General features: G+C 68.3%; 13 protein-coding genes. 4 read left to right on the top strand and 9 right to left on the bottom strand.

Features of this window, described 5'->3' with window-relative positions:
- Window positions 1–6: 6 nt before the first annotated feature.
- Genes gspK through gspG form a run of 5 tightly spaced genes read right to left on the bottom strand, consistent with a single transcriptional unit; the run spans window position 7 to window position 3,260 of the window.
- Window positions 7–1,116 (bottom strand): type II secretion system minor pseudopilin GspK, encoded by a 1,110-nt coding sequence (gspK, locus tag WS95_RS26860; RefSeq protein ID WP_059827194.1) that lies wholly within the window; start codon window positions 1,114–1,116, stop codon window positions 7–9.
- Between the two features lie 2 nt (window positions 1,117–1,118).
- The gene (locus WS95_RS26865) at window positions 1,119–1,787 is read right to left on the bottom strand and encodes a PulJ/GspJ family protein (RefSeq protein WP_034209673.1); all 669 of its coding nucleotides are present in this window, start codon (window positions 1,785–1,787) and stop codon (window positions 1,119–1,121) included.
- 7 nt (window positions 1,788–1,794) lie between these two features.
- Complete coding sequence (gspI, locus tag WS95_RS26870) at window positions 1,795–2,196, bottom strand: type II secretion system minor pseudopilin GspI (RefSeq protein ID WP_059780481.1); 402 nt, start codon at window positions 2,194–2,196, stop codon at window positions 1,795–1,797.
- Between the two features lie 2 nt (window positions 2,197–2,198).
- Window positions 2,199–2,768 carry a GspH/FimT family pseudopilin gene (locus WS95_RS26875; RefSeq protein WP_034209672.1) on the bottom strand — a complete coding sequence of 190 codons (570 nt, stop codon included), beginning with the start codon at window positions 2,766–2,768 and terminating at the stop codon, window positions 2,199–2,201.
- 39 nt (window positions 2,769–2,807) lie between these two features.
- Window positions 2,808–3,260 carry a type II secretion system major pseudopilin GspG gene (gene gspG, locus WS95_RS26880; protein WP_027783126.1) on the bottom strand — a complete coding sequence of 151 codons (453 nt, stop codon included), beginning with the start codon at window positions 3,258–3,260 and terminating at the stop codon, window positions 2,808–2,810.
- Window positions 3,261–3,435: 175 nt separating this feature from the next.
- Between gspG and WS95_RS26885 the strand changes: the two genes are divergently transcribed.
- Window positions 3,436–3,846, top strand: a complete 411-nt coding sequence (locus tag WS95_RS26885) for a type II secretion system protein N (RefSeq protein WP_034209671.1) — start codon at window positions 3,436–3,438, stop codon at window positions 3,844–3,846.
- 31 nt (window positions 3,847–3,877) lie between these two features.
- On the opposite strand, the gene gspF is transcribed toward WS95_RS26885, so the two are convergent.
- From gspF to gspD, 3 genes are read right to left on the bottom strand one after another with little or no spacing between them, the layout of a single operon-like run.
- On the bottom strand, window positions 3,878–5,095 hold the full coding sequence (gspF, locus tag WS95_RS26890) for a type II secretion system inner membrane protein GspF (protein ID WP_034209670.1): 1,218 nt from the start codon (window positions 5,093–5,095) through the stop codon (window positions 3,878–3,880).
- A gap of 4 nt (window positions 5,096–5,099) precedes the next feature.
- Complete coding sequence (gene gspE / locus WS95_RS26895) at window positions 5,100–6,590, bottom strand: type II secretion system ATPase GspE (protein WP_306453340.1); 1,491 nt, start codon at window positions 6,588–6,590, stop codon at window positions 5,100–5,102.
- Window positions 6,591–6,595: 5 nt separating this feature from the next.
- Window positions 6,596–8,938 (bottom strand): type II secretion system secretin GspD, encoded by a 2,343-nt coding sequence (gene gspD, locus WS95_RS26900; RefSeq protein WP_059827080.1) that lies wholly within the window; start codon window positions 8,936–8,938, stop codon window positions 6,596–6,598.
- 381 nt (window positions 8,939–9,319) lie between these two features.
- Between gspD and WS95_RS26905 the strand changes: the two genes are divergently transcribed.
- On the top strand, window positions 9,320–9,805 hold the full coding sequence (locus WS95_RS26905) for a lytic transglycosylase domain-containing protein (RefSeq protein WP_034209667.1): 486 nt from the start codon (window positions 9,320–9,322) through the stop codon (window positions 9,803–9,805).
- A 158-nt stretch (window positions 9,806–9,963) separates the two neighbouring features.
- A complete protein-coding gene (locus WS95_RS26910) occupies window positions 9,964–11,274 on the top strand; it encodes a GTP-binding protein (RefSeq protein WP_059827196.1) in 1,311 nt (436 codons plus the stop codon).
- A 131-nt stretch (window positions 11,275–11,405) separates the two neighbouring features.
- On the opposite strand, the gene WS95_RS26915 is transcribed toward WS95_RS26910, so the two are convergent.
- Window positions 11,406–11,684: an HU family DNA-binding protein gene (locus tag WS95_RS26915; protein ID WP_006401505.1), complete on the bottom strand. Its 279-nt coding sequence runs from the start codon at window positions 11,682–11,684 to the stop codon at window positions 11,406–11,408.
- A 388-nt stretch (window positions 11,685–12,072) separates the two neighbouring features.
- Between WS95_RS26915 and mnmC the strand changes: the two genes are divergently transcribed.
- Entirely contained in the window at window positions 12,073–14,004 is a 1,932-nt protein-coding gene (mnmC, locus tag WS95_RS26920) for a bifunctional tRNA (5-methylaminomethyl-2-thiouridine)(34)-methyltransferase MnmD/FAD-dependent 5-carboxymethylaminomethyl-2-thiouridine(34) oxidoreductase MnmC (RefSeq protein ID WP_059827082.1), read from the top strand.
- The last annotated feature ends 11 nt before the right edge of the window (window positions 14,005–14,015 follow it).

Below are 14,015 nucleotides of genomic sequence, written 5' to 3' on the forward strand. Positions count from 1 at the left end.
GCGTCGTTATAGCTGGTCGCGGATACGCACGACCCGCGTCGAGTGCGTGGTCGGATCACGATACACGAGCGAGGTGCGGTCGACCTCCGCGCGTTCGTGCTGGATCCGGCCATGCACGATGAAATAGCTCGAATTGACGTCGACGAGGCTCGAGTCGATCGTCACGTTCGGCGGCGCGCCGGCGCCGCGCAGCGCGAGCTGCACGTCGCCGACGTTCCGGAAGAACACGGTCTCGCGGCGCGACACCAGCGCCTGCGCGGACGACACGCTCATCCCCGGCACCAGCGCCGCGATCACTTCGGCCGGCGCGGTGTTCATGTTCACGGGGGTCGTGGTCGGCAGCACGGTGACGAACGGGCGCAGCCGCGCGACCATCTCGGGCGTCACGCTGTCGACGTCGAGCAGGCTGTCCACGCGCGTCATCATCAGCGGCGCGGGCCCGCGGTCCCCGCCGGCCATGCCGGGATCGTCGGTGAAGCCGCTGCCCTGCTGGTCGCCGCTCGTCACCGGTGCGGTCGCGGCGTTCGCGGCGGTCGCGCCGCCGCCGGGCAGGTTCGGCATCTGGAACCGCGTGGCCGAATGCAGCAGGCCCGCGCGCACCTGGAGCGCGATGCGCTTCGCGAACGCGCTGTCGTAGCCGAGCGTCGTCAGCAGGCGCTGAAATGCCTGCATCTGCGTGACGTTCAACTGCAGCACGCCGGGCGCCGGCGACGACACGAGGTTGCGCAGGTTGAACTTCGCCTGCGCGTCCTCGATCGAGCCGGAGATATAGGTGTCTTCGCCGCCGCCGTCGTTGGGCGAGCCGATCCGGCCGAGAAAATCCGACAGCTTCGTCTTCGCGATCGGCACGCCCCAGATCCCGCCGAGATAGGTGATGCCGGGCGCCGTGTCGCCTTCGGAGCGCAGGATCATCCGGGTCCAGTCGAGCGCGCCGCGCGCGACCCACTGCGCCTGCGCGATCGTGCGCTGGTTCTCGATGCGGCGGATCTGCACCTGCTGGCGCCACAGCATCCCCGACACGAGGATCGCCGACAGCGCGACCACGAGCAGCGCGGTGATGATCGCGGCGCCGCGCTGGCGGCGGGCGGGCGTTCGGCGGGCAAGGCGCGCACGCATCGTCATTCTCCGACGAGGAAGATGCGCGTGACCGGCACGCGCAGCGACGTCGCGCCGATGCTGACCTGCAGCCCGGTCACCGCGCGCGCGGGCGGTGCGTTGCCGATCTGCGGCACCTTGAGCGCGTCGTTGTTCTGTGCGAGCGCTTCGTCGGCCGTCTGCAGGTTGGTGGTCCAGCCCACGCGCGGCACGTACAGCTTCGCGTCGATCGCGCCGACGCCGCCCATCAGCGCGACCCAGCTCCAGCCTTCGACGCTGCTGTCCTTCAGCAGGGTGCGCAGCCGGTTCGTGTCGTCGATCGGCGGCGATGCATAGCGCACGACCCGGCCGCCGGCGATCCGGTAGCGGACCACCTGCAGCCGCGGCGCGACGCCCGGCACGTCGAGTTCGCGCACGATCTGCAGCGTATTGCCGGCGACGCCGATCGCCGGCTGGCCGGCCTCGTCGTCGGTCGCGGCGAGCCGCGCGTCGATGCGCATCTGGTCGAACATCTGCGCGAACACGCGCTCGTCCTCCATCGCGGACGCGACCTTGTCGCGGCCGCGCATGATCTGGTCGAGCCCGCGCCACGCGAGGATCGCGACCACCGCGAGAATCGCGATCGCGATCATCAGCTCGATCAGCGTGAAGCCGCGGGCAGGGCGGCCCGAGGGAGCGGACAGGCGGCGCATCGGCGCGTCAGAGCGGACGGCTGGTTTCATTCGCGACCACCGTCACCATCTGCGCGAGCACGCCGGCGCGGCCGGGCATGCTCACCGAAATCCGCACGCGCCGGAATACCGGGTTCGGCGTGGTGCTCACGCGCTGCGTGCAGACGAGCTGCACGTTGCCTTGCGAGCAGTCGAAACTCTGTTCGCCGACCTCCGGCCACGCATGCGTGAGCCGCAACTGCGCAAGCGCGTTGTCGGCGCTCCAGCCGGCGAGCAGCCGGCGATGCAGGTCGGACGCGTTGGTCGCCATCGTGCCGACCGCGCGGATCGACGCGGCGAGCGCGACCGCGATGATCGCGAGCGCGACCAGCACCTCGATCATCGTGAAGCCGCGGGATGAAGCAACGGGGAAGGGCAGGCGACGACGCATCGTCATTGCACCTCGTAGCGGCCGTTGCCGGTGCCGACGATCGTCGCGCTGCCGGCGGCCGAATGCAGCGTCACGCGCACCGGCGTGTCGATGCTCTCGGTGCCGAACACGACGCGATTCGCGTGCGTGTCCGAGCCCGGGTAATCGATGTCGGCGCCGGTGACGCCGCCGTCCCAGTCGCGCGGGCGCAGCAGGTCGTCGCGCAGCGTGCGCCAGCCGTCGGGCGAGCTCACGTCGAAACGGAAACCGTGCGCGGTCGGCTGCCACGCGATCGGACGCGCGCGCACCTGCGCTTCGTCGCCGGCCGTCTCGAACAGCAGCGCGATGCGCTGCGCTTCCTCGCGCAGGTCGGTGCGCGGATTGCGCGTCAGCGACAGCGACGCGAGCGACACGAGCAGCCCCGCGATCACGAGCACGACCAGCATTTCGAGCAGCGTGAAGCCGCGCGCGCGACGCCGCGCCGCACGGCGCTTCGTCAAGCCGCCATCGGCGCCGGCCGGTACGGACGGCACCGCCCCGCGACGCACACGGCGATCGCGGCCGCAGCGGGAGGTCGTGCGAATGGCGAGCATGAAGAGCGGAAACGAAACGTCGGGTCGATCAGCGCCGGCTTATTGCCACGAGCCGATGTCGGAGTCGTTGCTCTCGCCGCCTTCCTTGCCGTCGGCGCCGTAGCTGAACACGTCGATCTCGCCGTGCACACCCGGGTTCAGGTACTTGTACCCGTTGCCCCACGGATCGTTCGGCAGGCGCTCGAGATAACCGCCGTCCTTCCAGTTGTTCGGGATCGGATCGGTGGTCGGCTTCTGGATCAGCGCGTTCAGGCCCTGCTCCTGGGTCGGATAGCGGCCGTTGTCCAGACGGTACAGCTTGAGCGCCTGCATGATCGTGCCGATGTCCTGCTTCGCGGCGATGCGGCGCGCCTCGTCCGGACGGCTCATGATCTTCGGCACGATCAGCGCCGCCAGGATCCCGAGGATCGCGACCACCACCATGATCTCGATCAGCGTGAAACCGCGCTGACGACGCACGGCCGCGTTGCGGCGAGTGATCCACGTTTGCATGACTGACTACCTCTTTCCAAAAAATGTCGTCGATTGAGTGACGCACCCGGCGCACCGGACGATTGCCTGACGGCAACCTTCCGGACCGGCGGGCGCGGAGCACGCATTGTAAGGCGCGCATCGCCGAGGGCTTTCACCCAACGCAAATTTCATATACATCCGTACAATAGCGCGCATGAACGCGCTCTCGATCCGGATCCTATCCCTCGCCCTCTTCGCGGGTTTGTGCGCGACGGCCACCTACTGGGTCGTCACGCTGTCGGCCCGCGAAGCGCCGCTGCCCGCCGCCGCCGCGCGGCTGCCGATCCGCACCGAGGACGCCGCCGCGCTCTTCGGCGGTCAGCTCGACAAGAATCCCGTCCAGGACATCCACCTGTTCGGCATTCTCGCGCTCGATCACGGCGGCGCGGCGATCGTCGGCATCGGCGGCGAACCGCCGCGCGCCGTGTCGCTCGGCGCGGAAGTCACGCCCGGCGCGAAGCTCGCCGAAGTGCGCCCGCGCTCGATCGTCGTCGACCGCAACGGCGCCCGCGCCGAAATCCAGCTCCCGGCCAACACGCCGTCCCCCGCGATCTACATGCGCTGAACGGCGGCGGCCCGGCAAGCGGGCCGCCGCGTCACTGCACCATGTTGTTCAGCTCGATGATCGGCAGCATCACGGCCAGCACGATCACGAGCACGATGCCGCCCATCGCGAGGATCAGCAGCGGCTCCAGCAGGCTCGTCAGGAACATCGTGCGGCGCTCCAGCTCGCGCGCTTCGCCTTCGGCCGCGCGATCCAGCATCGTCGTCACGTCGCCCGTCGCTTCGCCCGAACGAATCAGGTGCACGAGCACCGGCGGAAACGTCTTCACGTTGTTCAGCGCGCGCGACAGCGCGGAGCCTTCGCGCACGCGCACGATCGCGTCGTCGATGTTCGCGCGCATCGCGCGGTTCGACAGCGTCTCGCCGGCCGCCTGCAACGCGCGCAGGATCGGCACGCCGGCCGCGGTGAGAATGCCGAGCGTGCTCGCGAAGCGCACCGTGTTGTAGCCGCGCACGAGCTTGCCCGCGAGCGGCGCGGTCAGCACCCAACGATCGAATGCGAGCCGGGGCCCGGCGCGCGACAGCGTCGCCTTCACGAACCACACGACGAGCGCGACCGCGATCAGGATCGCCCACCACCAGTGCCGCACGAATTCCGACAGCGCCATCATCACGACCGTGAGGATCGGCAGTTGCTGCTTCGTGCTCGCGAACACGTTGACGACCTGCGGCACGACGTAGCTCAGCAGGAACGTGACGATGCCGAACGCGATCAGCGTGACGATGCCCGGATACGTGAACGCCAGCAGGATCTTCTGCTTCAGCGCATTGCTCTGCTCGATGTAGTCGGCCAGGCGCGACAGCACGATGCCGAGCTTGCCGGTGTGTTCGCCGGCCGCGACCAGCGCGCGATAGATTTCCGGAAAATCGCGCGGATGCTGACCCAGCGCATTCGCGAGCGAATGGCCGCCGAGCACTTCCGCGCGGATTGCGGCCATCAGTTCGCGGATGTAGTCGCGCTCGGCCTGCTCGGTCAGCACGCCGAGCGCCTCGTCGAGCGGCAGCCCCGCAATCAGCAGGCTCGCGAGCTGGCGCGTGAGGATCGCCTGTTCGCGCTGCGACAGCTTGCGGCCGAACGCGAGCCGCTGCGAGCGCGCGCCGCGCGTCGCGCTCGCGGCCGGCTCGACGACGAGCGGGGTGAGCCCCTGCGTGCGCAACTGGCCGCGCGCGCTGCGCGCACTGTCGGCATCGATGACGCCTTTCTGCGCGCGTCCCGCCGCATCGATCGCTTCGAAACGGAATGCCGGCATCGCGCTATGCGCCTCCCGTCACGCGCAGCACTTCCTCGAGCGACGTCGCGCCGGCCGCGAGCCAACGCTCCGCGTCGTCGCGCAGCGTGCGCATGCCTTGCGCGCGGCCGGCGGCCAGGATCTCGGCATCGGCCGCGTTGCGGTGAATCAGCGTGCGGATCGACTCGTCGACCAGCAGCAGTTCGTAGACCCCGCGCCGGCCCGCGTAGCCCGAATGCCCGCACTTGTCGCAACCGACCGGATGCCACACGGTGCGGCCGTCCTCGTGCCGCTCCTCCTTGCAGACCGGGCAGAGCTGGCGCACGAGGCGCTGCGCGAGCACGCCGAGCAGCGACGACGCGAGCAGGTACGGCTCGACGCCCATGTCGGTCAGGCGCGTGACGGCGGACGCCGCGTCGTTCGTGTGCAGCGTCGCGAGCACGAGGTGGCCCGTCAGCGACGCCTGCACCGCGATCTGCGCGGTTTCGAGGTCGCGGATTTCGCCGATCATGATCACGTCCGGGTCCTGGCGCAGGATCGAGCGCAGCGCGCGGGCAAAGGTCATCCCGATCCGCTCGTTCACCTGCGTCTGGCCGATGCCGGACAGGTCGTATTCGATCGGGTCCTCGACGGTCATGATGTTGGTCGTCGCGGTTTCGAGCCGCGACATCGACGCGTACAGCGTGGTCGTCTTGCCCGAACCGGTCGGGCCTGTGACGAGCACGATGCCGTGCGGGCGCGCGATCAGCTTGTCGAACTGCACGAGCGTGTCGCGGCCCATCCCGAGCGCTTCGAGGTTCAGGCGCTGCGCATCCTTTTCCAGCAGACGCAGCACCGCGCGCTCGCCGTGCCCGGTCGGCAGCGTCGACACGCGCACGTCGACCGGCCGGCCGCCGACGCGCAGCGTGATGCGGCCGTCCTGCGGCAGGCGCTTCTCCGCGATGTCGAGCTGCGCCATGATCTTGATCCGCGAGATCAGCGCGCCGTGCAGCGCCTTCTTCGGGCGCACGACGTCGCGCAGCGTGCCGTCGACGCGAAAGCGCACGACCGACGCATTCTCGAACGGCTCGATGTGAATGTCCGACGCCTGTTCGCGCGCCGCTTGCGTGAGCAGCGCGTTGATCATCCGGATGATCGGCGCGTCGTCTTCCGATTCGAGCAGATCCTCGACCTCGGGGATGTCCTGCATCAGCCGCGACAGGTCGACTTCGCCCTCGACCTCGCCGACCACCTGCGCGGCGCTGCCGTCCTGGCGCGCATAGGCCTGGTTGATCGCCTGCGCGAGCTCGTCGGCCGGCACGCGATGCACGGCGATCGAGCCGAAGTTGCGCGCGATTTCCGCGAGCGCGGCGTCGCTCGTGCGTTCGCTGATCCACACCTCGAGCGTGTCGTCGAGCTGATGCGCGATCAGCACCTGGCCGCTCTTCGCGAAGCCGTACGGCAGCAGGCGCGCGGCGAGCGGCGACGGCGGCTGGCGTTCGCCCGGCGCGCCGTCGTGCGTGGAAGACGCGAGCACGTCGCTCACTGCGAGGCTCCCGGCGCGGTGGTCAGCGGCTGTTGCGGCACCGCCTGCTGCGGCACGCTCTGCGGCTGCGCGGGCGTCGCCTCCGGCAACGGCTGGGCCGGCACCGGCGCCACCTGGCGCTGCAGCTGCTGGCGACGCATCTTGTCGAGATCGAACAGGTTGCCCGCGGCCGTGCCGCCCTGGCTCGGGCCGATCGGCATCGGCGGGACGACCGGGTCGTCCTTGTCGCGCATCACGTTGTTGTCCGACTTGTATGCGCCCGTCACGCCCTGGATGTAGTCGTAGCGGTTGGCCGTCACTTCCTGCGCGGTACTGCGATCGGAGATGATCACCGGGCGCAGGAATACCATCAGGTTGGTTTTCGCGCGCAGCTTCGTTTCGGAGCGGAACAACTGGCCGATCCACGGGATGTCGCCGAGCAGCGGCACCTTGCTGTTCGACACCTGGTAGTTGTCCTGCATCAGGCCGCCGAGCACGATGATCTCGCCGTTGTCGGCCAGGATCGTCGACTGGATCGAGCGCTTCGTGAAGGTCGGCCCGGTCTGCGCGTTCGTGGTGCCGCTGACGACCGCCGAATCCTCCGTGTAGAGCTGCAGCTTCAGGATCCCGCCGTCGGTGATCTGCGGCTTCACGTGCAGCGTCAGGCCGACGTCGCGACGGTCGTAGGTATTGAACGCATTGCTCGTCGTGCCGCTCGTCAGGTTCGAATACGAACCGGTCGCGATCGGCACGTTCTGGCCGACGACGATCTTCGCTTCCTCGTTGTCGAGCGTGATCAGGTTCGGCGTCGACAGCACGTTCGCGTCGCTCACGCCCGCAAAGTACTGCAACAGCGCGCCGAGCCCCTGCACGCCGAACATGTTGTGCAGCCAGCCGATGTTGAGCCCTTGCGACAATTGTCCGAGATTGGCGGCCAGCCCGCCGCCGGTGATCCCGCCGGCGGCATTGGTCAAGCCGCCGGCCGTCAGGTTGACGATGCTGTTGCCCAGACCGCCCGACGGATTCAGGTTCGTGCCGCCCAGGAACTGGCCGCTCGCCACCTGCCACTGGATGCCGAGGTTGCCGGACGTATTCGAATTGAGCTCGACGATCAGCGCTTCGATGTAGACCTGCGCACGTCGTGCGTCGAGCTGGTCGATCACCGAGCGCAGGTTCCGGTAAACCGGATCGGACGCGGTGATGATCAGCGAGTTGGTCGCCGAGTCGGCCTGGATCATCCCGCCCGGCTGGTTGTCGTCGCTCTTGTCCTTGTCGCCGCCGAGCAGGCCGCCCGTGCCGAGCCCGCCGCCGCCGGACGAGCCGCCGCCGTACGCCGACGAAGACGACGAGCCGCCGAGGCCGCCCGACGGCAGCGGCGGGGTGCCCGACGTGCCGGTCGAGAAGTTGCCGCTCGACGACGAGCCGCCGTTCTGGTTGAAGCTGTTCGCATCGTTGGACGATGCCGACGAGCCGCTGTCGTTGCCGCCCTTGCCGAGCATCCCGCGCAGCGTCTTCGCGAGCTTGACCGCATCGGCGTTGCGCAGCGGCACGACGTGCATGTTGCCGGGCACCGCGCTCGGCGCGTCGAGCTGCTGCACGAGGCGCTTCGCGGCCGCGAGGCGCGACGCGCTCGACGCACGCAGCATCAGCGAGTTGGTGCGCGGGTCGGCCGTGACCGATACCTTCAGCGTCGCGTCGCTGTTGCCGATCGCGCCCGGGTCGAGCATTTTCTGCAGCTGCGCGGCGAGGTCGATCGCGTTCGCGTTGCGCAGCGGCACGACCTGCACCTGCGCGCCCGCGGCGCTGTCGACGCCCGCGATGATCTGCGCGATGCGGCGCACGTTGTCCGCGTAGTCGGTCACGACGATCGTGTTGTTGGCCGGGTAGGCCGTCACCGTGTTGTTCGGCGAGATCAGCGGCCGCAGCACGGGCAGCAGGTTGTTCGCCGATTCGTTGTGCAGCTCGAACACCTGCGTGATCACCTGGTCGCCGCGCGCCTGCGGCGCATTGCCGACATAGGTCGGCACGCCCTGCAGCTTCGCGTCGGCTTCCGGCACGACCTTCAGCACGCCGTGATCCTGTACGAGCGCGAAGCCCTGCATGCGCAGCGCGGACTGCAGCGTCTTCAACGCCTGGTCTTCCGGCACCGGCCGTTCGGCCACGAGATTGAGCTGCCCCTTCACGCGGGGATCGACGATGATGGTCTTGCCGGTCGCGGCGCCGATCGCTTTCGCGACCTGGTCGATATCCGCATTCACGAAGTTGAGCGTGACCTGAGCATAGGCGGCCTGCGAGACGATGATGCCGGCCACGAGCAGGGTCGTGGCGATACGCCGCATAACGAAGCGATTTCTTGTCATGGATGAATGGGTCGATGCCGGCTCAGGCCACTTCCGGCGGTAGTGCTGGGATCCAGGTCCGAAAGAGGCGACATTAGCAGTTTTTCATGTCCGAAATATCACATTGATCCGAAGACTGTCTCACATACGACATGTATCCGGCATGTCGTATGCAAGATGTAAGGATCGATGTCACACTCCGCATGCCGGCCGTCGCCTCCGTCGTCGCACCCGTTTCGCGATGAACCGACACGGAAATGCGGTATAACCGGGGCTGTCGTATTCCTGCCTGTCGCACTCCGACGGTCTGCCGGTATGATACGGGCGGCGCGTTTCTCGTCGCACTAATAACGGGCACGGGTTTTCCCCGAGCCCCGCGCAATTCCTTTTCGTTTCCGCACGATGAACAGACGGTTCGCTTCGATCGCGTTGATCGCCGCCGGCGCGTGGTTCGCCAGCGGCAACGCACGCGCGGATTGTTTCGACGAAGCAGCCAAATACCAGCAGGTCAATCCGCTGATCCTGCGCGCGATCGCGTGGCAGGAGTCGCGCAACCGGCCCGATGCGCTGAACAAGAATACGAACGGCTCGGTCGACTACGGCCTGATGCAGATCAATTCGATCCACCTGCCGACGCTGTCGCGCTACGGGATCGGCCGCGACACGCTGATGGAACCGTGCAAGAACGTGTACATCGCCGCATGGCATCTCCGGCAGAAGATGAACCGCTACGGCAACACGTGGCAGGCGGTCGGCGCCTATCATTCGGAAACGCCGTCGCTGCGCGACAAGTACGCGCGGCAGATCGCCGGCATCCTGACGCAATGGAAGCTGCTGCCGCCCCAGCAGACCGCTCAGGCCGCCCAGGCTACTCCGGCCGCGCAGTGATGCCGCGCGGCGGCGCCGGCCGACGCCGCGCCGGCCGGCCGGCGCGCGTTTGATGCACAATGCGGGCTGACGCCGCCGTTTCGCCCGCGTGCGGGCCGGTCGCGCCCCCGCAGGGCGCCGCGGCCGCTTTTTCATCTTTTCCGTTGGTGCATATCATCATGAATCCGGCAATGAAACAGCCGTTGCCCGTCACCGTGCTGTCCGGCTTCCTCGGCGCCGGCAAGACCACGCTGCTCAACCACGTGCTCGCGAACCGCGCGGGCCTGAAAGTCGCGGTGATCGTCAACGATCTCGCGGCGGTCAACATCGACGCGTCGCTCGTGCGCGATGCGCAGGCGCTGTCGCACGTCGAGGAACGCCTCGTCGAGATGTCGAACGGCTGCATCTGCTGCACGCTGCGCGACGACCTGCTCGTCGAGATCCGCAACCTCGCGTCCGAAGGCCGCTTCGACGCGATCATGATCGAATCGACCGGTATCGCGGAGCCGATGCCGATCGCCGAAACGTTCACGTTCGTCGACGACGACGGCACGTCGCTGTCGGCCATCGCGCGGCTCGACACGCTCGTCACCGTGGTCGACGCATACAACTTCCTGCGCGACTACGGCTCCGACGACGCGCTCGCGACGCGCGGCATCGCCGCGTCGGAAGACGACGACCGCACGCTCGTCGAGCTGCTGATCGAGCAGATCGAATTCTGCGACGTGCTGGTGATCAACAAGGCCGACCTGGTCGGCGCGGACGATCTCGCGCGCCTGCAGCACATCCTCGCGCGCCTCAATCCGCGCGCGCACCAGGTCGTGTCGACGTTCGGCAACGTGCCGCTCGACGAAGTGCTGAACACCGGCCGTTTCGATTTCGACGAAGCCGCGAATGCGCCGGGCTGGCTCGCGTCGCTCGACCGCGCTCACACGCATTGCGACGACCCCGACTGCCAGGACGACCATCATGCGCACGTGCACGGCGAAGCCGACGAATTCGGGATCGGCAATTTCGTTTACCGCGCGCGCCGGCCGTTTCACCCGGCACGGCTCTGGGCGCTGCTGCATCAGGAGTGGCCGGGCGTGCTGCGCAGCAAGGGTTTCTTCTGGCTCGCGACGCGCAACGACATCGCGGGTTCGCTGTCGCAGGCGGGCGGCGTATGCCGGCACGGGCCGGCCGGTTCGTGGTGGGCCGCGCAGGATCGCGCGGAATGGCCGGACGACGACGAACTGCTCGCTGAAATCCGCGCCGAATGGCTGGGCGATCTCGACGATCGCACGGTCGGCGATCGCCGGCAGGAACTCGTGCTGATCGGCATCGCGCTCGACGCCGATGCGTGGCGCGCGAAACTCGACGCGTGCCTGCTGACCGATGCGGAGTTCGCACTCGGCGCGACGGGATGGGCGGTGTTCGACGATCCGTTTCCGGCGTGGGACGTCGATTCGCACGACGACGATCACGGCGACACGCAGATCGTGCACGCGTGAAGCGCGTGGTAACGGCTCGTAAAAATAACCGTTAATTTTTGCAAGAGCGGCGCGAACTGTGGCGAAAATGCCGCGCGCGCCCAACAAAAAACCCGCCGAGAGGCGGGTTTTTTTCTGGAACAGGCGCGGATTTAACGCTTGTTGACGGCGTCCTTGAACGCCTTGCCGGCCGTGAACTTGACCGTCTTGGCTGCCGGGATCTTGATGGTTTCGCCCGTCTTCGGGTTGCGGCCCGTACGTGCTGCGCGCTTGCCCGAACCGAAGCTGCCGAAGCCGATCAGCTGAACCGCATCACCCTTCGACACGGCCTTCTTGATGACTTCGAGCAGCGTGTCCAGCGTTTCGCCGGTTTGAGCCTTGCTGGCGCCCGTTTGGGCGGCGACGGCGTCGATCAGTTCCTGTTTGTTCATTAAGGTTCCTTTATCAGGTTAGGTTGACACGAACAGCGCGAACGCGCCGATTATACGTGCGCGAACCGTGCCGTCGAGAGTCAGACTCCGACGACACAGCGCCGAATCCTGGCCCGCGCGACGCGCCCTCCGGCTTGCCGGCGGCCACCCCGCGGTACGGCGTTGCTATGATAGCGCAGCGCAAACCCAATAACGACAAGGGTTTCAAAGATTTTCATCGGTATTTCGCCGAATGAATCGTCGATTGCCCGTTTTTTGACCTGCGCCAACCGGACAGGATACGCAGCGGGGTCCGCCCGTCCGTCGCCCCGTTGCCCTTTTCCAACGGCCGGTCGGACGGCCTCCCGCAATCCCTTGCCAGGCTTGGCTGCCACGTTTTTTGTTTCGCATGCCCGACCGACTTGTTTCCGCCACGCTCGCACTTCGCGACGACGGCACGCTCGTCTCGCCCGAGTTCGGCGAGCTTCATCGCGGCGCATCCGGCACGCTCGCGCATGCGCATCGCGCGTTCGTCGCGGGCAACGGGCTGCCCGCGCGCTGGCAGCGCCGTCGAACGTTCACGATCGTCACGACCCGATTCGGCGCGGGCGCCGGCTTCCTCGCAGCCTGGGCCGCGTGGCGCGACGATCCTGCGCGCTGCGAACGGCTGCATGTCGTCGCGCTAGAGCCGCACCCGTTCTCGCGCGACGACCTGCGCCGCGCGGTTTCGCATATGGTTGCAGACACAACCATATCGGCAGACGCCGATGCATTGATCGATGCATGGCCGATCCTCGTGCCGGGCCTGCACCGGCTCGAATTCGACGAAGGGCGCGTGGTGCTCACGCTCGCGTTCGGCGATGCGATCGAGCTGTCGAAGAAGCTCGTCGCGCGCGCCGACGCGTTTTTTCTCGATGGCGCCGCGGCCTCGGCCGACGGGATCCGCGCACTCGCGAAAATCGCCGGCGAACACGCGACGTTTGCGACCCATGCAAAGTCCGACGACGTGAAACACGCGCTCGGCGAAACGGGTTTCACGTTCCGCGAAGTCGACGATCGTCTCGTCGGCGAATATGCGCCGCGCTGGCGCGCGCGCCGGCACGAGCCACCGCGTGCGCTGCCCGTTGCAGCGCGCCGTGCAATCGTGATCGGTGCGGGCCTCGCCGGCTGCGCGGTGGTCGAACGCCTGGCTGCGCGCGGCTGGGACGTCACGCTGATCGAGCGGCACGAACGGATCGCCAGCGAAGCGTCGGGCAACCCGGCCGGCGTTTTCCATCCGTTGATGACGCGCGACGACAACGTCGCGAGCCGGCTCACGCGCGGCGGCTTCCTGCACGCACTGGCACGCTGGCACGCCCTCGAACGCGCCGGGCATGCGTTCGCCCACAGCACGCACGGGATGATCCATCTGGCCGAATCGGCCGACGATTTCGCGCGGATGCGCGATGCGTTCGATGGGTTCGGCGCGCCGTCCGACTACGTGACGCTGCTCGATGCCGATGCCGCGCGTGCGCACCTGAATCTGCCGGTCGCGCATGGCGGCCTGCTGTTTCCGCACGGCGGCGCCGTCTGGCCGGCCGGGCTGTGCGCCGCGCAATATGCGGCGGCCGGCGAGCGCGTGCACCTGCTTGCGTCCACCTGCGTCGCGCGGCTCGAACGACGGGGCGACACCTGGCATGCGCTCGACGATACCGGCGCCACGCTGGCCGAAGCGCCCGTCGTCGTGCTCGCGAACGCGGGCGACGCCGCGCGTCTTGCCGGGCTGCGGCATGTCGCGCTGCAACCGGTGCGCGGCCAGCTCACGCTGTTGCCGCCGGGCACGACGGCGCCGCTGCCGTGTCCGGCGATCGGTGACGGTTACGCGGTCCCGCTCGCCGACGGCACGCTGCTGATCGGCGCGACGTTCGAACCCGACGACACCGATCCCGCGATGCGTACGGCCGGCCACGTCGAGAACCTCGAACGCGTGCGGCACCTGCTGCCGGGCCTGATCGGCGATCTGCCGGACCCCGCCACGCTGCGCGGGCGCGTGGCGTTCCGCTGGGTCGTCGGCGACCGCCTGCCGCTCGTCGGCCCGCTCGCCGACGAAGCGCAGGCCACCGCGAACGCCCGCGCGCTCGGCGGTGCGCAGGCGCGCGACCTGCCGCGCCTGCCCGGCCTCTACGGCGCATTCGGCTTCGGTTCGCGCGGCCTCGTGTGGGCCGCGCTCGGCGCCGAGCTGATCGCCTCGCAACTCGAAGGCGAGCCGTGGCCGCTCGAGCGCGAACTCGCCGACGCGGTCGATCCCGCCCGCTTCCTGATCCGCGCGCTGCGCGCACGCCGCGTCGGTTCGACGGGCTGACCGGCCGCGTC

This window comes from Burkholderia sp. MSMB1826 (assembly GCF_001526325.1).
Lineage (GTDB): Bacteria > Pseudomonadota > Gammaproteobacteria > Burkholderiales > Burkholderiaceae > Burkholderia.

Excerpts from the sequence above, each read along its gene's own strand:
- gspK (WP_059827194.1), bottom strand. The coding sequence starts at position 1,116 with ATGCGTGCGCGCCTTGCCCGCCGAACGCCCGCCCGCCGCCAGCGCGGC.
- WS95_RS26865 (WP_034209673.1), bottom strand. The coding sequence starts at position 1,787 with ATGCGCCGCCTGTCCGCTCCCTCGGGCCGCCCTGCCCGCGGCTTCACG.
- WS95_RS26905 (WP_034209667.1), top strand. The coding sequence starts at position 9,320 with ATGAACAGACGGTTCGCTTCGATCGCGTTGATCGCCGCCGGCGCGTGG.
- mnmC (WP_059827082.1), top strand. The coding sequence starts at position 12,073 with ATGCCCGACCGACTTGTTTCCGCCACGCTCGCACTTCGCGACGACGGC.
- gspI (WP_059780481.1), bottom strand. The coding sequence starts at position 2,196 with ATGCGTCGTCGCCTGCCCTTCCCCGTTGCTTCATCCCGCGGCTTCACG.
- gspD (WP_059827080.1), bottom strand. The coding sequence starts at position 8,938 with ATGACAAGAAATCGCTTCGTTATGCGGCGTATCGCCACGACCCTGCTC.
- WS95_RS26910 (WP_059827196.1), top strand. The coding sequence starts at position 9,964 with ATGAATCCGGCAATGAAACAGCCGTTGCCCGTCACCGTGCTGTCCGGC.
- gspG (WP_027783126.1), bottom strand. The coding sequence starts at position 3,260 with ATGCAAACGTGGATCACTCGCCGCAACGCGGCCGTGCGTCGTCAGCGC.
- gspF (WP_034209670.1), bottom strand. The coding sequence starts at position 5,095 with ATGCCGGCATTCCGTTTCGAAGCGATCGATGCGGCGGGACGCGCGCAG.
- WS95_RS26885 (WP_034209671.1), top strand. The coding sequence starts at position 3,436 with ATGAACGCGCTCTCGATCCGGATCCTATCCCTCGCCCTCTTCGCGGGT.
- WS95_RS26875 (WP_034209672.1), bottom strand. The coding sequence starts at position 2,768 with ATGCTCGCCATTCGCACGACCTCCCGCTGCGGCCGCGATCGCCGTGTG.
- WS95_RS26915 (WP_006401505.1), bottom strand. The coding sequence starts at position 11,684 with ATGAACAAACAGGAACTGATCGACGCCGTCGCCGCCCAAACGGGCGCC.